Origin of the sequence: Pseudomonas sp. GXM4 (assembly GCF_008923895.1) — a bacterium.
Taxonomy (GTDB): Bacteria; Pseudomonadota; Gammaproteobacteria; order Pseudomonadales; family Pseudomonadaceae; genus Aquipseudomonas; species Aquipseudomonas atacamensis.
The window spans coordinates 1-19433 of the sequence record NZ_WBRZ01000089.1; the positions used below are offsets into that span (position 1 = coordinate 1).

Sequence of the window (19433 nt, forward strand, 5' to 3'; positions counted from 1 at the left end):
GATCAAAAGATCGCAGCCTGCGGCAGCTCCTACAGGGGGGTGTCAGTTCTTGGAAATTTCGCCAGCCGGCAGTTTTTCCTTGCTGCGCCAGTGCGGCAGGGAGTTCCAGTAACGCTCACCCTTGGCGTCGTCGTACATGCCTTCCCAGCGCGCGATAACCAGCACTGCCAAGGCATTACCGATCACGTTCAGTGCAGTACGCGCCATGTCCATGATGCGATCGACACCAGCGATGAACGCCAGGCCCTCAAGTGGAATGCCGACGCTGCCCAGAGTCGCCAGCAGCACTACAAAGGACACGCCCGGTACGCCGGCGATACCTTTGGAGGTGACCATCAGCGTCAACACCAGCAGCAGTTGCTGGCTGATCGACAGGTCGATGCCATACAGCTGGGCAATGAAGATCGCCGCGATCGACTGGTACAGGGTCGAGCCGTCGAGGTTGAACGAGTAACCGGTCGGTACCACGAAGCTGCAGATGGCTTTCGGCGCGCCGTAGGCTTCCATCTTCTCGATGACACGTGGCAGCACGGTTTCCGAAGAAGCGGTGGAGTAGGCCAGCACCAGCTCATCCTTGAAGATGCGCATCAGCTTGAGCACCGAGAAGCCGAACAGCTTGGCGATCAGGCCCAGCACGACGAAGGCGAAGAAGGCGATGGCGACGTAAACCAGGATCACCAGTTTTGCCAGCGGCAACAGCGAAGCGAAGCCGAAATTGGCGACGGTCACCGCGATCAGTGCGAATACGCCAATCGGAGCGTAGTTCATGATCATGTGGGTGACTTTGAACATGCTTTCCGAAACGCCCTGGAACATCTTTACCAGCGGCTCGCGCAGGTCCGACTGCAGGCTCGACAGGCCGAGACCGAACAGCACGGAGAAGAAGATGATCGGCAGCATTTCGCCGCGAGCCATGGCCGCGAAGATGTTCGACGGGATCAGGTTGAGGATGGTTTCGATGAATGCATGTTCATGCTGCACTTCGGCGGCGGTCGCCTGGTACTTCGAGATGTCGACCGTGCCCAGAGTGCTCATGTCGATGCCGGTGCCCGGATGGAACACGTTGGCCAGCACCAGGCCGACGACGATGGCGATGGTGGTGACGATCTCGAAATAGATGATGGTCTTCAGGCCGATACGCCCGAGCTTCTTGGCGTCGCCGACGCCAGCGATGCCGACGATCAGCGAGGAAATGACGATCGGGATCACGATCATCTTGATCAGACGGATAAAGATATCGCCTGCCGGTTGCAGGACGTTGCTGATCCACCAGGCCTTCTCGGCGCTGAAGTGGTTGAGCAACGCACCCAGTGCAATCCCCAGAACCAGACCGATGAGGATCTGCCAGGCGAGGCTGATTTTTGCCTTCTTCATTATCTTTACCCTTACTTGCGTTTGACTCAGGCACATGCAGGAACTGGAACGCTCATCAGCGGAAAAGTCTGTGCATCTGCCTCCGTATAAGGTGCCCCGAAGCGCGTGTTTACGGCTCTTCGGCAGGCGAAAAAAGGCGCAACTATTCCGATGCAAGGTGGCGCCGTCTAATGCCGTAAACGCCTACCCTATGCCTAATCGGCATGAGCTTTTTCATTTGAAACTGGCGTCCCAAGCGGTTCGATTGTGACATTTGTGCCGGCATAAGTGCCGTGAACCGGCCATTACAGCGTGGCCTGGTTAAATTTTGCACAGGCAAAATCAGCTGAAATTTCCGGAAAAAGTCTGAATCGCAAGACTAGAAGTCACGCTGAAGGAGCGCGATCTTTGTCGATATACGGTCGCCAGGAAACACCGCGAAATGTTTTCCTCGCAGTGTCGACGATTGAAAAAAGGAATTTGGCGTGCTGGATCAATGTTTTAGCGGATTCAAAGCCCAGCGCAGATTCGTCAGACCACCGGGTCGACGAACCTGCGGCGCAGCTTTTACCCTGACCCGGCCCTTGCGCAGGTACTCCCTGTACCCGTAGGTCACTCCGACCCTGTATCAGTCAGAACATCCCGGCCCCCTGGTCATGCACCGACCCTCATCGGGCGGTGCAATGGAAAGCAGCGGGGCGCTGCTCTCGTGTTCGAAACCTTTGCGCGTCCTGCGTCAGTACCACTTCGGATCTTTCTTCAGGGTTTCCATCAGCAGATCCTGCATGCCCTGATCAGGTTTGCCGAAGAAGCGATAAGTCGCGTGTCGCGTCGGCGACTTGTCCTGCGGCAGACCTTCCGGCACATCGACCAGCATGGCGTAGGCGTCATCCTTGTCGAAGCTGAAGGCCACGATCAAGCGGTGATTCAGGCACTTGTCCTGACTCTCGCAGAGCGGGCCGACCAGATACTGATCGCCATCTTCCGTAACGGCATGCATCTGTTGTTCGGAGGTGCCGGACAGGTTGATCACCCATTCCGGTACGCGCTCTTCCTTTTTGATCACGCCTTCCCAGGTTTCACGGTACTGCGCGTCGGAGGCGAGCAGTTCGTTGACCCGGGTCTGGCCGTCATTGGCCGCCATGGCCATGGCACTGCCGCCCAGAAGCAGGGCGGCGGCCAATGTCTTGAGACCGATCATCGTTAACCTCGGCCGCGACGGCCAAAGAAGAAGGAAGCGATGAACATCACCAGGAACACGACAAAGAGAATCTTGGCGATACCCGTGGCGGTGCCCGCGATACCACCGAAGCCCAGAACGGCGGCGATGATGGCAATGATCAAGAATGTAATTGCCCAGCTCAACATGGTGATTCTCCTTACTTCTCTATTTAGGGGTGTTTCCAGTTTCCGGCGCTACGCGCCCGAATGTATTCACTGACTTAGAAAACCCAGCGCTGTTCCCGTGGCAATTGATCCAGCGGTTGCGCCTGGTCGACATCGATCATGTGCATCGAAGCGTTTTCAGCCTGGCTGCTGCTCACGGCACTGAAGTGCGTCTGAGTGCTGTGCTGCATCGAAATCAATGGCTCGGGTTTACGGCTGTTTTCCCAGCTCATGTACTGCTGGCAGACGATCAGGGTGATCAGCAACGCCAGTACACCGAACAGACCTTGCTGGATCTGCAGTGGCGAAATACGTACTTGGGCGGCGATTGGGCGAGTCATCCTGTGTTCCTCACGCTTGTTCGGTTGGGGCAGTGCTGTTCTGCCCGGGCTGAGTGAGGTATTGCAGCCTGCATGCCAGTTTTTTCATCTGTAAAAAAACCAATGAAAACAACGGGTTAGGAGTGTTTGAGAAATTTCCTAAGACGCATCCTGCACGATGGCTCTTCTGCGGTCGTGCGCAATGCACGATTATTTCGTGGGAAATTTCGATGATATGGAATTGCTACCGGTACGCAGATGTCAGAAGAGGACGCAGGATCTGCCCTGCAAAACGCAGAATGTTTTAAAACTCAACGAAATCAATGAATTGGCCGTTATGGCAGTAGAGAGCTACCCTCCTATGGCTGGTATCGTTCAGAATCAACCATGCAACTTGCCCGATTTTTCCGGGACTAACCCAAGACTAATCACTATGGAGCGTAGGAAAAATGGAATCTGCCACTGAGCAACAAGGCCGCATTCTGCTGGTGGACGATGAATCCGCCATCCTGCGTACGTTTCGTTATTGCCTCGAAGACGAAGGCTATACGGTAGCCACTGCCAATAGCGCAGCCCAGGCCGATGCTTTGCTGCAACGTCAGGTCTTCGATCTGTGCTTCCTTGATTTGCGCCTGGGCGAGGACAACGGTCTCGACGTCCTCGCGCAGATGCGCATTCAGGCGCCGTGGATGCGCGTAGTGATCGTCACCGCCCATTCGGCGGTCGACACCGCGGTTGATGCCATCCAGGCTGGCGCCGCCGATTATCTGGTCAAGCCATGCAGCCCTGATCAACTGCGCCTGGCCACCGCCAAGCAGCTGGAAGTGCGCCAGCTCTCCGCGCGCCTTGAAGCGCTGGAAGGCGAGATCCGCAAACCGAAAGACGGTCTCGATTCCCACAGCCCGGCGATGAAAGTCGTGCTGGAAACGGCCCGGCAGGTCGCAAGCACCGACGCCAACATTCTTATCCTTGGCGAGTCCGGCACGGGTAAAGGTGAGCTGGCCCGTGCGATCCACGGCTGGAGCAAGCGCGAGAAGAAATCCTGCGTCACTATCAACTGCCCGTCGCTGACTGCCGAGCTGATGGAAAGCGAGCTGTTCGGCCATAGCCGTGGCGCGTTCACCGGCGCCAGCGAAAGTACTTTGGGTCGGGTCAACCAGGCCGACGGCGGCACGCTGTTTCTCGACGAGATCGGCGACTTTCCGCTGACTTTGCAACCCAAGTTGCTGCGTTTCATTCAAGACAAGGAATACGAGCGGGTCGGCGACCCGGTCACTCGCCGCGCCGATGTGCGCATCCTCGCCGCCACCAACCTCAACCTCGAAGACATGGTCCGCGACGGCCGTTTCCGCGAAGACCTGCTCTATCGCCTCAACGTCATCACCCTGCATCTACCGCCATTGCGCGAGCGCGCCGAAGACATCCTGACCCTCGCCGATCGCTTCCTTGCGCGTTTCGTCAAAGAGTACGCACGCCCGGCGCGCGGCTTCAGCGATGAGGCCCGGGAAGCACTGCTCGGTTATCGCTGGCCGGGCAATATTCGCGAACTGCGCAACGTCGTCGAGCGTGCCAGCATCATCTGCCCGCAGGAACGCGTGGAAATCAGCCACCTGGGCATGGCCGAACAACCGGCCAACAACGCCCCACGGGTCGGCGCGGCACTGAGCCTGGACGAGCTGGAGAAAGCGCACATCGGCGCGGTGCTGGCCACCGCCGGCACTCTGGATCAAGCGGCGAAAACCCTCGGCATCGACGCCTCGACCCTGTATCGCAAACGCAAGCAGTACAACCTGTGAGCACTGCGCGATGAAACTGGCGATCAAGCTGCGCACGCGCCTGTTCCTGAGCATTTCTGCGTTGATCACCGTGGCCTTGCTCGGGCTCTTGCTCGGGCTGGTCAGCGTGATGCAGATGGCCGGGTCACAGGAAGCGCTGGTGCGCAGCAACTTCGTCACCCTGGATCTGGGCCTCAAGCTGCGCCAGACCCTCGGTGATCAATTGATCATCATGCTCGCCGAAAAACCCGATCCCGTTGCGTTCGAAGCGTCCAAACAGCACTACTTCGAGTTGCTCGACCAAGGCATCGCCCAGCAGCCGGAGGGCGATGACCAGCCTTACGGTTTCCGCCAAGCCAAGGCCGACTACCTGAACTTCCTCGCCTCATTCGACGTGACCGCCGAAGCGGCGAAGAACGCGAGCACCAGCGCGGATTTCCGCGAGCGCTTCAATATTCTCCGTAACGGTTTGATCGCTGAGCACAAACACGCACTGGAAACCATCAATGCCGTCCAGCACGCTGCCCGCGAACGGGCCTTGCTGATTGCCGGGCTGCTTGGCCTGGTCGGGCTGGCGGTGCTGATCATCGGTTTCGTCACTGCCCAGGGCATCGCCCGACGTTTCGGCGCACCGATCGAAGCGCTGGCCAAGGCTGCCGACAACATCGGCCAGGGCAACTATGACGTGACCCTGCCGATTTCCACGGCCATGGAAGTCAACCTGCTGTCGCGACGCTTCGGCCTGATGGCCGAGGCGTTGCGCGAACACCAGGCGATGAATGTCGACGAACTGTTGGCCGGTCAGCAGCGTTTGCAAGCGGTGCTCGACAGTATCGACGACGGTTTGTTGATGATCGACCGCCAGGGCCAGCTCGAACACCTCAATCCTGTGGCTCAGCGCCAGTTGGGCTGGGAAGACGACCGCCTCGGCCAAGGCTTGGGCACCGCACTCGGGCGCCCGGAGCTGGATGCGCAACTGCAATTGGTCCTGCGCGGCGGCACGCTGGAGCGTGCGCCGGAAGATCTGAGTATCGAAGTCGATGGCGAATCGCGCCTGCTGACCTACAGCCTGACGCCGGTCAGTCATACCCAGGGGCATATTCTCGGCGCGGTGATGGTGCTGCACGACGTCACCGAGCAACGCGCGTTCGAGCGCGTGCGCAGTGAGTTTGTCTTGCGCGCTTCCCACGAGCTGCGCACGCCGGTGACGGGCATGCACATGGCCTTCGGGCTGTTTCGCGAGCGGGCCAAGTTCCCGGCGGAATCGCGCGAAGCTGACCTGCTGGATACGGTCAACGAAGAAATGCAGCGCCTGATGCAGTTGATCAACGACCTGCTGAATTTCTCGCGCTACCAGAACGGTCTACAGAAACTCACCCTGGCGCCATGTTCCATTGAGGACCTGCTGGAGCAGGCGCAACTGCGCTTTGCCGACGTGGCTGCGGCCAAAGGTGTGGCGCTGAACGTCGAGATTCAAGGCCCGCTGCCGAGGTTGCAGGCTGATCAGGCGCAACTCGATCGCGTCCTCGACAATCTGATCGACAACGCCTTGCGGCACACCGCCCGCGACGGGCAGATCCGGCTGCAGGCGCGCCGCCATGGCGAGCGGGTCATCATCAGTGTCGAAGACAATGGCGAAGGCATTGCCTACGGCCAGCAGGGGCGGATTTTCGAGCCGTTCGTGCAGGTCGGGCGCAAGAAGGGCGGCGCCGGGCTCGGCCTGGCGCTGTGCAAGGAAATCGTCCAGTTGCACGGCGGACGCATGGGCGTTTATTCGCGGCCGGGGCAGGGCACCCAGTTCTACATGGCGCTGGCCGTCTAGGCTTCGTCGTCCATACGCCGCGCGGCAAGGCGCCTGCCGCGGGTGATCAGTTCGATGAATTGCACGGCGCTCAGTGCGTGGGCGAACAGCCAGCCCTGACCGAACTTGACCCCCTCACTGCTGAGCAGCGCTGCCTGGGATTCCAGCTCGATGCCTTCGGCAATCACTTTCAGATCCAGCGCCTGCGCCATGTGAATGATGTGCGGAGCGACGCCGCTGCTCGCTGCGTCATGGCCGAGCGCATCGATGAACGCCTTATCGATCTTCAGGCAGTCCACTGGCAAGGTCTGCAGATAGGCGAGGCTGCAATAGCCGGTGCCGAAATCATCGATCAGCACCTGATGGCCGACGTCGCGCAAGGCTTGCAGGTTTTCCCGCGCCACCACCACATCAATCAGGCCCCGCTCAGTGACTTCGAAGGCTATCTGCCGCGCGGCGACACGGTGCAACGCGAGCAGCCGCGCCATGACCTGGCCGATGCGCGGCACCATGACATCGCAGGCCGCGAGGTTCACCGAGATATACAGCTGCGGATTGGCGCGCAGTAACTGACCCAGCTGTTCGAGCAGACGCTGCAAGACGAAGTCGGTCATCTGCCGGATCTGCCCGGTGTTCTCCGCCATGGGAATGAACAGGTCGGGACTGGTCAGCGTGCCGTCCGGGCGCCGCCAGCGCAGCAGCGCTTCGGCGCCGACGCAGTTGCGGCTGTCGAGATCGAAGATCGGCTGATACAGCACCTGCAACTCACCCCGGCGGATCGCCCCGTGCAGCTCGGCATCCAGCGACTGGCGCTGACGCACCAGTAGCAAGGTCAGAAAGCCGACAACGGCGCCGGCGATCAGGCACACCGGCAACAGCCACCACCACACCGCCGGGACGTGCATGCCCGTGCGCGGCGTGATCAGCACCAATTGATATTCCGGGTTGTCGGTGGGCATGCGATAGATCAGCCGCGTTTGCGTGACTTGCAGCGCATCACGGCTCTTCGGGGGCCAGGGTTCGGTCGGTGGCCAGGTCTGTGCGGTGCCGAGCACCGGAATCGCTCGAGTGCCGTGATCGAGCACCACCAGCAAGCTGCTGCCGGGCGACAGATCGACCATGTCGGTCAAATGCCCACGCGAGGTAGCGACACGAAAATTGCCGCGACCGAGCATCAGCGCCGCGCGGTTTTCATCGGGTTCGGTGGTGGTGTTCAGCCAATAGCTGTAGGTCGGGCCCTGAATGTCCGGCGCGCGCACCAACGACAGACCTTCTTGGCGCGGACGGTTGGAGCAGAACCGCGAAGCGTCCATATATGCGGCTTCGTAGACGAAGCGGTAGTTGAAGGTGACTTGCTGCAAAGTCGCGATCATTTCTTCGTCGCAGCCGCGCAAGGGCTGGGCTTCAAGGTCGTCGAGACTTTCGCGCAACTGGCCGAACAATTGTTCGAGGCGCGCGAGGAAACGCTCGCCTTGGGCGTTCATTTCCTGGCTCTCGCGCATTTCCATCTGGCGCATCGCCGCGAACATACCGCCGGCAATCAGCAGGCTGGCGCTGAGGACAGCCGCGATCATCGCCAAAAAAACAGGGCGATAAAACCAGCTACGCAGCGTCTCTCGGGTCGCAGCCATCAGGGATTTTCCGAAGAATTACCATGAGTTATAGCTGCTGATTGCGATTTCGCCCTGACCGTCGGGCGGGCGTCATTATTTTGTCTGATTGAGGACCAGCAGAAGTGCTGCGGTTTGCGCATCTGGCGTGCCGTCGAAGCGGGCAGGGCGGTAATGCATCTGGAACGCGGCGAGGACGTGGCGCGTGGCGACGTCCAGCTCGCCGGTCTGCGGTGTGTCGTAACCCAGACGCGCGAGTTGCGCCTGGAACCAGCCGATCTCCGGCAGCGGGTTACTGTTGAACACCGCCTGCTGACGCGCCACCGCTTGCTCGTTCGGCCACAGGCCAAGGCCTTCGGCGGCGAGACGTTTCCAGGGGAACAGTGGCCCCGGATCAAGCTTGCGCAACGGCGCGATGTCGCTGTGACCGATGATGTGCCGCGGGCTGATGCCGTTGCGTTTGCTGATGTCCTTGAGCAGGGTGATCAACGATTCGATCTGCGCTTCGCTGTACGGATACCACAGGCGCCCTGTCGAGGTGTCCTTGTAGCCGGGATTGACGATTTCGATGCCGATGGAACTGGAGTTCAGCCAGGTACGGCCCTGCCACTGACTTTCGCCGGCGTGCCAGGCGCGCTGGGTTTCGTCCATGAGCTTGTAAATCGTGCCGCTCTTGTCATCGCCGATCAGGTAATGGCTGCTGACGTCGCCATGGGTCAGCAATTGCAGCGAACGCTCCAGCGACGCCGAGGTGTAATGCACCACAACAAACTGGATGCGGCTGTCGTAATTGGCCGAAGGGTGGCTGGTGTCATAGCGCGGACCGCTGGCGCAACCAGCGAGGACGAACAACGAGGCAACAAGGGCAAGGAATTTCATGGCAGAGGACGATACGCTGAAAACGATAATGCAACAGTGTAACGTACGGATTTGCTCAGAGTCCGCCAGCGGGCGGATTTAAACAAAATGGAACAATTGCCTTAGCCGAGCTCGACTCGGTTGCGCCCGGCGTTTTTTGCCCGGTACAGCGCCTGATCGGCTCTTTTCAGCACCAGATCGCTGTGTTCTCCCACCCGAAATGACGCGAGTCCCATGGAAATGGTGATAGTCACTCGCTCGCCCTTGAAATGAAACGGGCAGGCTTCGATCGCCGCGCGCAGGGTTTCCAGCAGTTTCGCGCCCACCGCTGGTGGCGTCGCGGGCAGCAACAGCACGAACTCTTCACCGCCGAAACGGGCGATGAAATCCGAGCCGCGCAGGCGTTTGCGCAGCACTGTCGCGATGATCTTCAGGACTTTGTCGCCCGCTAGGTGGCCGTAGCTGTCGTTGATGCGCTTGAAGTGATCGAGGTCGAGCATGGCCAGACTGAGGGTGTTGCCGTGCTGCTGCCATTGCTGGATTTCATGCTCCAGGCGTTCACTCCACGCCGCGCGGTTGGGCAGGCCGGTCAACGGATCGATCAGGGCTTTCTGCCGCTGCTCTTCAAGGTGTTCACGGAAGCCCATGGCTTCCTGCTCCATATGCGCCACGCGCTCCGACAGGCTCTTCAACCTGGCGGCGACTTCCTGTTCGCGGGCGTCGCGCTGCTTCTGGTGCTGGTCCATCGTTCCCAGCAGGCCTTCCAGATGATTCTCCAGCACATGCTTGAGGTCATCCAGGTCGGCTGCTTGCTGGACGCTGCTCTGCAAGCCGTCGACCTGCTCACGAATCTGCGTGTCCATGGCCCGCGCCGCCGAGCTGTTGTCGGCATGCCCTTCGCTGGCCGCTTGCAGGTTGCTCTGGAACGCTTCAAGGCGTTCATTGAGTTGCTGCAGATAGGCTTCGAATTCATGCTGCCCGCTGTCGGTAATCGCCAGCATCAAGGTCGCCAGATCGTCGAGGATCGGCAGCAGTTCGTACCAGTTCAGCCCGTGTTTGAGCCGTTCGCGCATGGCTTCCGCTTGCGGCCGATGACGCTCGGGCAGGGTCAGGTCGTCGAGCAGGCCGATCAGCGTGTCTTCGATATGTCTGGCTACGGAGCTGTAGGACGGCTCCGGGGAATCCGGCAGAGCGAAGAGGATGTCGTGCTCCGACTGCTCCGGGTCGATGGCGGCCAAGGCCTGAGCGATCGGCTCGGGCAAGGGCAGGCTGTCGAGGAGCAGCGGCGACGGATCGTCGGGGTGGATCAGTTCGTCGGGGTTGAGTGCTTCGGTTACTTGCGCAGCGACGGTTATCTCGGTGTCAGCGGCTGGTTCAACCTGCACTGGCTCGGCTTCAACGACGACCACAGGCGCAGCGAACGCAACGACTTCCGGCTCATCAGGCGGCGTCTGAGCGGGCGTTTCGATGACGGTCTCGGGCGCTGCGATCGTTGGCTCAGCGTTGGCCACCGGTGCCGATTGCGCAGGCTCCGGTTCAGGCTGCTGAGCTTCGACCGGCTGCGGCACTGGTGTTGCTGGTATGTCTGCCGCCGGTGCAACTGCTTCTTCACTGTCGCGACTACCAAACAAACGCTGCAACAACCCCGGCCGGCCTGGCTCGGCAGGAGTCTCCAACTGACTCAAGGCCTTGCCCTGCAAACCACTGAGTTCGCTCAGCAGCAGCGGCATTTCCCGTGCCTGACCGACGCGGCTGTCCAGTTGTTTGGCAAATTTCTTCAGCGGTTGCGCGACTTCGCGCGGCAGTGGCAGGGCCTGCAACTGGGTGACCAGCGCGGTCAGCGCGGTGCTGACCTGATCAATGCGCGTTTCACGGCGCTGCTCGGAGTCGAGCACGGCTTTTTCCAGACGCGGCAGTAATGCGGCGAGGCCGGCGTCCATGTCATCGGTACGCACTACTTCGCGCATTTCCTTCATGCACTGATCGACGACCTTGTCGGTGCCCTCGGCCGCCAGCGTGCTGCGCACCAGACCGCGCCGCAGCAGGTCGAGTCGCGCGGCCCAGCGGCGTTCGAGCTTGTCCTGCTGTTCGATGCTCTTGAGGTACTTCTCTTTCCAGCGCTGGGCGTCGTCGCTCATTCACAGGTTCCGCGAGGGGCAGGGCTCAACGCGGGCAATGCGTCAGCCGTGAGCGAACCCGGCAGACGAATTTCCACCGCGACCGGCAGGTGATCGGAAATGGGCTGGGCCAGCACCTCGACCTTTTCCAGGGTCAGGGTCGGGCTGAGCAGGATATGATCGAGGCAACGCTGTGGGCGCCAGCTGGGGAAGGTCGCTTCCACCTGCGGGGCCAGCAGGCCGAGATCGCGTAGCGGCGAGTGTTCGAGCAGGTCGCTGGCATGGGTATTCATGTCGCCCATCAGCACCTGATGCTTGTAGCCGCTGATCAAATCACGAATGTAGGCCAGTTGCAGGCTGCGCGTCCGCGCGCCGAGGGCCAGGTGCATCATCACCACCACCAGCGCTTCCGGACCTTCGCCGAAGCGCAGCAGGATCGCGCCGCGACCTTTCGGGCCGGGCAGCGGGTGGTCCTCGATCGCCCACGGCTTCAGGCGACTGAGCACGCCATTGCTGTGCTGGGCCAGTCGACCGAGGTTGCGATTGAGTTGTTGATACCAGTAGGGAAAGGCGCCGAGGTGGGCCAGATGTTCGACCTGATTGACGTAGCCTGAACGCAGGCTGCCGCCATCGGCTTCCTGCAGCGCGACCAGGTCGAAGTCGCCGAGCAGGTCACCGATCTTCTGCAGATTGCCGGAGCGCCCGGTGTGCGGCAGCAGATGCTGCCAGCTGCGGGTCAGGTAATGTCGATAGCGCTCGGTGCTGATGCCGACCTGAATGTTGAAGCTGAGCAAGCGCAGACGCTGGTCTGCGGGCAGGCCCGTAGACGCCAGATGATGCTCGTTGACCTGCGGATCATGCAGGCCAACGATGCGTTCGGACTTCCAGCGGCGCATGGCGAATGCCGCGCTTAGTTGGCAGCAGCCTTGTTAGCCGCTCGCTCTTTGGCGACCAGATCGTCAGCCAGCTTCAATGCTTGCTCGGCACCACCGGCAGAGCCGATGTCGAAGCGGTATTTACCATTGACGATCATGGTTGGCACGCCAGTGATTTCGTACTTCTTCGCCAGCTCACGGGCCTTGACGATCTGGCCTTTGATAGCGAACGAGTCGAAAGTGGCGAGGAACTTGTCCTTGTCCACGCCTTGAGTGGCGAGGAAGTCAGCCATGTCGTTCTTGTCGGTGAGCTTCTTGTGCTCTTTCTGGATCGCGTTGAACACGGCGTTGTGTACCTGATGCTCGACACCCATGGCTTCCAGAGTCAGGAACATCTGACCGTGAGCGTCCCATGGGCCGCCGAACATGGCGGGAATGCGCACGAAGTTGACGTCGGACGGCAGTTTTTCAACCCATGGATTGATCACTGGCTCAAAAGCGTAGCAATGCGGGCAGCCGTACCAGAACAGCTCGACCACTTCGATCTTGCCAGGCTTTGCCACCGGCACCGGGTTGGCCAGTTCGACGTAAGGGGCGGCAGGGGCTTCAGCGGCCTGGGCGGTGACGCCGAACAGGCTGGCAGCGACGAGGGCGGCGCTGATGATCAGATTACGCATGCTTTACTCCTGAACAATTTGGGTCGCCTCGCTCGACCTGTTGCGACACAGATCCTGGCGGGCATGAGTGCTGTAGTGTAACGGCAGCGGCCACAAAAAAGGGCGGCCAAAGCCACCCTTTTTATACTTGCTGCGAAGGATTAATCGAGCGTTAACGTCGCAGGCGTTACGCGCCTCGTGCAACCCTCGAATAAGGGCCTCAGTGCAGGCCCTGGATGTAGCTGGAAACCGCAGCGATGTCTTCGTCGCTCAGCTTGCGTGCGATGGTGCGCATGGTCATTGCGTCGCCGTCGTTGGCGCGACCGCCGTCTTCCTTGCGGAAATCGGTCAGTTGCTTGGCGATGTATTGAGCGTGCTGGCCACCCAAGTGTGGGAAGCCTGCGGCGGCATTGCCGGAGCCGTTCGGCGAGTGGCAGCCGGTGCAGGCTGGCAGACCTTTTTCCAGGTTGCCGCCACGGAACAGCGCTTCACCGCGAGCGACGATCTTCGGATCGGCGGCGCCGACGCTGCCTTTCTGGCTGGCGAAGTACGCGGCGATGTCGGCCAGATCCTGATCGTTCAGGTTGGTCAGCAGCCCGGTCATTTCCAGCACCACGCGCTTGCCCGACTTGATGTCGTGCAATTGCTTGTCGAGGTAGCGTTCACCTTGACCTGCCAGTTTCGGAAAGTTTGGCGCCATGCTGTTGCCGTCCGGGCCGTGACAGGCTCCGCACACGGCAGCTTTGGCCTGGCCTGCTGCGGCATCGCCGGCAGCATGGGCGACACCTGAAATTCCCACGGTCAACAGCAGACTCACGATCAATTTGTTCATCAGCTAATCCAACTACGGCTAAGGGTTAAGTTATGGACCGGGCTTACTCTCGCTCATCCACAGGATGATGGCCTGGTAATCCTCGGCACTGCAGTCCATGCACAAACCACGCGGCGGCATCGCCTTGAAACCCTGGGTCACGTGTTGCACCAGCGTCCCCATACCTTTCGCCAACCTCGGCGTCCAAGCTTCCTGATCGCCTCTTGCGGGCGCCATGGGTAGTTGGCCGGAATGACAGGCACCACAAACACGGTTGTACACAGCTTCCGGATCCTGTGTAGCCTGTGCGCTGTAAAGCGGCATCAAGACTCCGGCAGCCAGCAGCCATTTCGTCATAAAACGACCTTTTCAGGGTTGAGAGCTTTCTGCGTTCTAATGCGCAATCAAAGTCTGTCGCTCTCGTGAACTTCATCCTTCGCTGGGACAAAGCACACACAAAATCTGCGGCATTATATACTGGCGTCACTGAAACGGAAGCGACACCGCGTTCCGCGCCCAATCCCGGCGCCGCCCACATCGGAAATCCCATGCAACTCAAGAATCCCATCCTCGGCCTGTGCCAACAGTCCACGTTCATGCTCAGTGCCGCCAAAGTCGATCAATGCCCAGACGACGAAGGCTTCGAAGTGGCGTTTGCCGGTCGTTCCAACGCTGGCAAATCCAGCGCGCTGAACACCCTGACCCACGCCAGCCTGGCGCGCACCTCGAAAACTCCGGGTCGCACACAGCTGTTGAACTTCTTCAAGCTAGACGATGATCGCCGTCTGGTCGACCTGCCGGGGTACGGTTATGCAAAAGTACCGATCCCGCTCAAGCAACACTGGCAGCGCCACCTCGAGGCTTACCTCGGTGGTCGGGAGAGTTTGAAAGGTCTGATCCTGATGATGGACATCCGCCATCCGATGACCGACTTCGACCTGCTGATGCTCGACTGGGCCGTCGCCGCCGGCATGCCGATGCACATCCTGCTGACCAAGGCCGACAAGCTCACCTACGGCGCAGCCAAGAACACCCTGCTGAAAGTACAGTCGGAAATCCGCAAAGGCTGGGGCGACTCGATCACCATCCAGTTGTTCTCCGCACCAAAACGCATGGGCCTGGAAGAGGCCTACACTGTATTGGCCAACTGGATGGAACTGGCAGACAAAGGCGCCGAGGCCGCTGCCGAGTAAATTCAGAATGGGGAAAAATTGGTTGTAGTGTGGCCAGGCAAGGCAAAAGTAGCGCTAAAAAGCGGAGTTAGGGGACCTAAATGAGCTTTTTTAGCGATGCTTTTAACGCAGCATGGCCGCGCTTCAGCCGATTTTTGGGCAAAAAAAGCCCCGGACTTCATTGGGGAGGGAGAAGTTCCGGGGTTCAAGTTCCGAACCGCTAGGGCGGGGTTCAGATATCTGCCAACACTTAACACAACATAGGAGCATCGAAGGGCTTCACCAGCCATTCAGTACCTCTGAGTGTTCGGCCGACAGATTAGTTCAGATTTTTTTCAAAAAGCTTTGGAATAGCCTCAAGCGTTTTTCGATCTAAGCCGGATTCCCGGCAGTTGCCGCGACGGTAGGTCGCGGCAACTCTGCCAAAACTTAGTGCGCCTCATCCCAGTTGTTGCCCACGCCAACTTCCACCAGCAGCGGTACATCCAGTTTCGCCGCTTCGCTCATGTGCGTACGAATCTCGGCGCTGACCTGCTCGACCAGATCCTCGCGAACCTCCAGCACCAGTTCGTCGTGCACTTGCAGGATGACCCGCGCGTCCAGACCCGACGTGGTCAGCCAGTTATCCACAGCCACCATGGCTTTCTTGATGATGTCCGCTGCCGTGCCCTGCATCGGCGCGTTGATCGCCGTGCGTTCAGCGGCGGCGCGTTCCTGCGGCTTGTTCGAGTTGATCTCCGGCAAGTACAGGCGACGGCCGAAGAAAGTTTCAACGTAACCCTGATCCGCCGCCTGCGCGCGGGTACGCTCCATGTATTCGCGCACGCCTGGATAACGAGCGAAGTAAGTGTCGATGTAAGCCTTGGCGGTCTTGGTGTCGACGCCGATGTCCTTGCCGAGCTTCTGCGCGCCCATGCCGTAGATCAGACCGAAGTTGATCGCCTTGGCGCTGCGGCGCTGGTCCGAGGTCACTTGATCAAGCTCGACCTTGAATACTTCGGCAGCGGTTGCAGTGTGCACGTCGAGATTGTTGCGGAAGGCGTTCATCAGGCCTTCGTCGCGGGACAGGTGCGCCATGATCCGCAGTTCGATCTGCGAATAGTCCGCCGCCAGTAGTTTGTAGCCCTTCGGCGCGACGAATGCCTGACGAATGCGCCGGCCTTCGGCTGTGCGTACCGGGATGTTCTGCAGGTTCGGATCACTGGAGGACAAACGCCCGGTGGACGCCACAGCCTGATGATACGAGGTGTGAATACGTCCGGTGCGCGGGTTGATCTGCTCTGGCAGGCGATCGGTGTAGGTGCTTTTCAGCTTGCTCATCGAACGGTGCTCCATCAGCACCTTCGGCAAGCGGTGATCGTCTTCGGCGAGTTTCGCCAGCACTTCTTCAGCGGTGGAGGGCTGGCCTTTGGCGGTTTTCTTCAGCACCGGCAGGCCGAGCTTTTCATAAAGAATCACGCCCAGCTGCTTCGGCGAGCCGAGGTTGAATTCTTCCCCGGCGATTTCGAAGGCTTCACGCTCCAGCGCGACCATTTTGTTGCCCAGCTCGATGCTCTGAATGCCCAGCAACTCGGCATCGACGAACGCGCCCTGGCGTTCGATGCGCGCCAGCACCGGTACCAGCGGGATTTCGATGTCGGTCAGCACGCTGGCCAGACTCGGAATCGCGCTGAGCTTGTCGAACAGGGTCTGATGCAGGCGCAGGGTGATGTCGGCGTCTTCAGCGGCGTACGGCCCGGCCTGTTCCAGGGCGATCTGGTCGAAGGTCAGTTGCTTGGCACCTTTGCCGGCGATGTCCTGGAAGCTCACCGTGGTGTGGTCGAGATACTTTTGCGCGAGGCTGTCCATGTCGTGGCGGGTCGCGGTGGAGTTGAGCACGTAGGACTCGAGCATCGTGTCGAAGGCGATGCCGCGCACGCTGATGCCTTCACTCTGATCGCCGCCAATGGCGCAGTTGGCCAGAATGTTCATGTCGAACTTGGCGTGCTGGCCGACCTTGAGCTTGTTCGGGTCTTCCAGAATCGGCTTGAGTGCGCGCAGCACGGTGTCGCGATCCAACTGCTCCGGCACGCCGATGTAGGAATGGGTCAGCGGGATGTACGCGGCTTCGTTGGCCTGTACGGCGAACGACAGGCCAACCAGTTGCGCCTGCTGCGCGTCGATGCCGGTGGTCTCGGTGTCGAAGGCGATCAGCCTGGCGTTGCGCAGTTTTTCCAGCCAGACGTCGAAGCGGGCCTGATCGAGGATGGTTTCGTAGGCGGCCTCGACAGGAGCAACAGGTGCCTCGGCTTGCGGGGCGCTGAACAGATCGCCCGCCGGCGCAGGTTCGGCCGCCGCGCTCAGTTCCAGACGCTTGGCATCGCGATCCAGATCATTGAGCCAGCTCTTGAATTCCAGCAGGGTGTACAGCTCGTAGAGTTTGGCCGGATCCTCCTGGCCCATCTGCAGATCATCGAGGCCGATATCCAGTGGCACGTCGACCTTGATGGTCGCCAGTTGATAGGACAGGAAAGCCATCTCCCGGTGCTCTTCGAGCTTGGCCGGCAAGGTTTTTGCGCCACGGATCGGCAGGGTCGGCACGATGTCGAGGTTGGCGTACAGCTCGGTCAGACCGCCGTTGACGCCAACCAGCAGGCCGGACGCCGTCTTCGGGCCGATGCCCGGCACGCCCGGGATGTTGTCGGACGAATCGCCCATCAGCGCCAGATAATCGATGATCTGCTCCGGTGCGACGCCAAATTTCTCCTTAACGCCCTCCACATCCATCGAGCTACCGGACATGGTGTTGACCAAGGTAATGTGGCCATCGACCAGTTGCGCCATGTCCTTGTCACCGGTGGAGATGATCACCGGGCGATCCGCCGCCGCGCTGCTGCGCGCCAAGGTGCCGATCACGTCGTCGGCCTCGACGCCGTCGACGCACAGCAGCGGGAAGCCGAGGGCGATCACGCTCTGGTGCAGCGGCTCGATCTGCACGCGCATGTCATCGGGCATGCTTGGCCGGTTGGCCTTGTATTCGGCGTACATCTCATCGCGAAATGTCCCGCCCTTGGCGTCGAACACTACGGCGAAGGGGCTGTCCGGGTACTGCTTGCGCAGACTCTTGAGCATGTTCAGCACGCCTTTGACCGCACCGGTCGGCAGGCCTTTGGACGTGGTCAGTGGTGGCAGTGCATGAAAGGCGCGGTACAGGTAAGACGAACCGTCCACCAGGACGAGGGGGGCTTGGCTCATGAGCAGGATCAACCTTTTCGGCGGGTCCGGGGCTAGAATAGCGGGACCGTTGACGACAAAGGGACAAGGTTATCATGCGTACGTTAAATCGCTTGCTGCTGGTCGGGTTGATCGCTGTCTCACCACTGGCCGCGATGGCGGCGGATGATGCGCCGGGCGGCGACCCCGAGGTCACCATCCGCACGGAGGGCGACAAGACTATTCAGGAGTACCGCCAGAACGGTTTCCTCTATGCGATCAAGGTCACGCCGAAGGGCGCGCCGCCGTACTTTCTGGTGCGCGCCGACGGGACGGATGCCAATTTCATCCGTTCGGATCAGCCGGATATGCTGATCCCGTCATGGAAGATATTCGAATGGAAGTAGGTTTTTAATTCACCCGGCGCCGCCGTTGCGGCGCCCGTACTGGCAGTTAAGACATGTCTGTGTTCACTCCCCTGGCTCGGCCCGAGCTGGAAACCTTTCTCGCCCCTTACGGGCTCGGCCGTCTGCTTGATTTCCAGGGGATCGCCGCCGGCAGCGAAAACACCAATTTCTTCATCAGCCTGGAGCAGGGCGAGTTTGTCCTGACCCTGGTCGAGCGCGGCCCGGTGCAAGAGATGCCGTTCTTCATCGACCTGCTCGACGTGCTGCACGAAGCCGAACTGCCGGTGCCTTACGCCCTGCGCACCACCGACGGCTTGGCCCTGCGTGAGCTCAAAGGCAAACCGGCGCTGCTGCAACCGCGCCTGTCCGGCAAGCACATCAAAGTCGCCAACGCCCAGCATTGTGCCCAGGTCGGCGAGTTGCAGGCGCATCTGCACCTGGCGACCCAGGGCGAGCGCATGATCAAGCGCAAGACCGATCGTGGTCTGGACTGGATGCTGGAGGAGGGCACTGAATTTCTCTCGCACCTGAGCGATGAGCCGCGTGCCTTGCTGCAAAAGGCGATGGATGAGATCACCGAGCGCAAAGACAAGATCCTTGCACTGCCTCGGGCGAACATTCACGCCGACCTGTTCCGCGACAACGCCATGTTCGAAGGCACCCACCTGACCGGCCTGATCGACTTCTACAACGCCTGCTCGGGGCCGATGCTGTATGACGTGGCAATTGCCTTGAATGACTGGTGTTCGGACGAGGAGGGCGTGATCGATGGCCCGCGCGCCCGGGCATTCCTCGGTGCCTACGCGGCGCTGCGCCCGTTCACGGCGGCGGAGGCTGAGCTCTGGCCAACGATGTTGCGTGTGGCTTGTGTGCGGTTCTGGCTGTCACGCTTGATCGCCGCCGAACAGTTCGCCGGGCAGGATGTGTTGATTCACGATCCGCAGGAATTCGAGCAGCGCCTGGCGCAGCGGCAGAAGGTCAATACACCGTTGCCCTTCGCCCTCTGAGTAGATTCGCCAAGCAAACACGAACCTGTGGGAGCGAGCCTGCTCGCGAAGGCGGCGGCCCGTTCAGCATTTTGCTGACTGACCCACCGCTTT

General features: G+C 60.4%; 17 protein-coding genes. 5 read left to right on the top strand and 12 right to left on the bottom strand.

The genetic code is table 11. The annotated features are described in order from the left end of the window. Positions 1-42: 42 nt before the first annotated feature. The 4 genes from gltP to F8N49_RS13505 form a co-directional block, all read right to left on the bottom strand. Positions 43-1374 (bottom strand): glutamate/aspartate:proton symporter GltP, encoded by a 1332-nt coding sequence (gene gltP, locus F8N49_RS13490; RefSeq protein ID WP_039757150.1) that lies wholly within the window; start codon positions 1372-1374, stop codon positions 43-45. A 715-nt stretch (positions 1375-2089) separates the two neighbouring features. Further along, a complete protein-coding gene (locus tag F8N49_RS13495) occupies positions 2090-2554 on the bottom strand; it encodes an inhibitor of vertebrate lysozyme family protein (protein ID WP_016772356.1) in 465 nt (154 codons plus the stop codon). 2 nt (positions 2555-2556) lie between these two features. Next, positions 2557-2721: a DUF1328 domain-containing protein gene (locus F8N49_RS13500; protein WP_003177151.1), complete on the bottom strand. Its 165-nt coding sequence runs from the start codon at positions 2719-2721 to the stop codon at positions 2557-2559. Positions 2722-2795: 74 nt separating this feature from the next. Further along, the gene (locus F8N49_RS13505; protein WP_151551748.1) at positions 2796-3080 is read right to left on the bottom strand and encodes a hypothetical protein; all 285 of its coding nucleotides are present in this window, start codon (positions 3078-3080) and stop codon (positions 2796-2798) included. A 428-nt stretch (positions 3081-3508) separates the two neighbouring features. On the opposite strand from F8N49_RS13505, the gene algB reads away from it, so the two are divergent. Both algB and F8N49_RS13515 read left to right on the top strand, forming a co-directional pair. After that, positions 3509-4855: a sigma-54-dependent response regulator transcription factor AlgB gene (algB, locus tag F8N49_RS13510; RefSeq protein ID WP_024014980.1), complete on the top strand. Its 1347-nt coding sequence runs from the start codon at positions 3509-3511 to the stop codon at positions 4853-4855. A 10-nt stretch (positions 4856-4865) separates the two neighbouring features. Further along, positions 4866-6656, top strand: coding sequence for an ATP-binding protein (locus F8N49_RS13515; RefSeq protein WP_071173949.1), 1791 nt, complete (start codon positions 4866-4868; stop codon positions 6654-6656). Here F8N49_RS13515 and F8N49_RS13520 read toward each other — a convergent pair. The 7 genes from F8N49_RS13520 to F8N49_RS13555 all read right to left on the bottom strand — a co-directional run bounded on the left by F8N49_RS13520 (position 6653) and on the right by F8N49_RS13555 (position 13919). Next, complete coding sequence (locus F8N49_RS13520; RefSeq protein ID WP_071173950.1) at positions 6653-8266, bottom strand: EAL domain-containing protein; 1614 nt, start codon at positions 8264-8266, stop codon at positions 6653-6655. The two genes, F8N49_RS13515 and F8N49_RS13520, sit on opposite strands and share 4 nt — an antisense overlap. Positions 8267-8341: 75 nt before the next feature. Continuing rightward, complete coding sequence (locus F8N49_RS13525; RefSeq protein ID WP_151551749.1) at positions 8342-9124, bottom strand: N-acetylmuramoyl-L-alanine amidase; 783 nt, start codon at positions 9122-9124, stop codon at positions 8342-8344. Between the two features lie 101 nt (positions 9125-9225). Further along, positions 9226-11241: a GGDEF domain-containing protein gene (locus F8N49_RS13530; RefSeq protein WP_122751331.1), complete on the bottom strand. Its 2016-nt coding sequence runs from the start codon at positions 11239-11241 to the stop codon at positions 9226-9228. Beyond that, positions 11238-12116, bottom strand: coding sequence for an endonuclease/exonuclease/phosphatase family protein (locus F8N49_RS13535; protein ID WP_024014985.1), 879 nt, complete (start codon positions 12114-12116; stop codon positions 11238-11240). Before F8N49_RS13535 ends, F8N49_RS13530 begins: the two co-directional genes overlap by 4 nt. Positions 12117-12130: 14 nt before the next feature. Further along, positions 12131-12772 carry a thiol:disulfide interchange protein DsbA/DsbL gene (locus F8N49_RS13540; protein ID WP_016772349.1) on the bottom strand — a complete coding sequence of 214 codons (642 nt, stop codon included), beginning with the start codon at positions 12770-12772 and terminating at the stop codon, positions 12131-12133. Between the two features lie 199 nt (positions 12773-12971). Continuing rightward, a complete protein-coding gene (locus tag F8N49_RS13550) occupies positions 12972-13583 on the bottom strand; it encodes a cytochrome c (protein WP_016772348.1) in 612 nt (203 codons plus the stop codon). 30 nt (positions 13584-13613) lie between these two features. Next, a complete protein-coding gene (locus tag F8N49_RS13555) occupies positions 13614-13919 on the bottom strand; it encodes a cytochrome c5 family protein (protein WP_016772347.1) in 306 nt (101 codons plus the stop codon). 191 nt (positions 13920-14110) lie between these two features. Between F8N49_RS13555 and yihA the strand changes: the two genes are divergently transcribed. Next, positions 14111-14755, top strand: a complete 645-nt coding sequence (yihA, locus tag F8N49_RS13560) for a ribosome biogenesis GTP-binding protein YihA/YsxC (protein WP_110599637.1) — start codon at positions 14111-14113, stop codon at positions 14753-14755. 408 nt (positions 14756-15163) lie between these two features. On the opposite strand, the gene polA is transcribed toward yihA, so the two are convergent. Beyond that, positions 15164-17968, bottom strand: coding sequence for a DNA polymerase I (gene polA / locus F8N49_RS13565; RefSeq protein WP_151551750.1), 2805 nt, complete (start codon positions 17966-17968; stop codon positions 15164-15166). Between the two features lie 74 nt (positions 17969-18042). Between polA and F8N49_RS13570 the strand changes: the two genes are divergently transcribed. Together F8N49_RS13570 and F8N49_RS13575 are read left to right on the top strand one after the other, a co-directional pair. After that, positions 18043-18333: a DUF2782 domain-containing protein gene (locus tag F8N49_RS13570; protein WP_039757137.1), complete on the top strand. Its 291-nt coding sequence runs from the start codon at positions 18043-18045 to the stop codon at positions 18331-18333. 53 nt (positions 18334-18386) lie between these two features. Beyond that, complete coding sequence (locus tag F8N49_RS13575; RefSeq protein WP_151551751.1) at positions 18387-19340, top strand: homoserine kinase; 954 nt, start codon at positions 18387-18389, stop codon at positions 19338-19340. Positions 19341-19433: the final 93 nt, after the last annotated feature.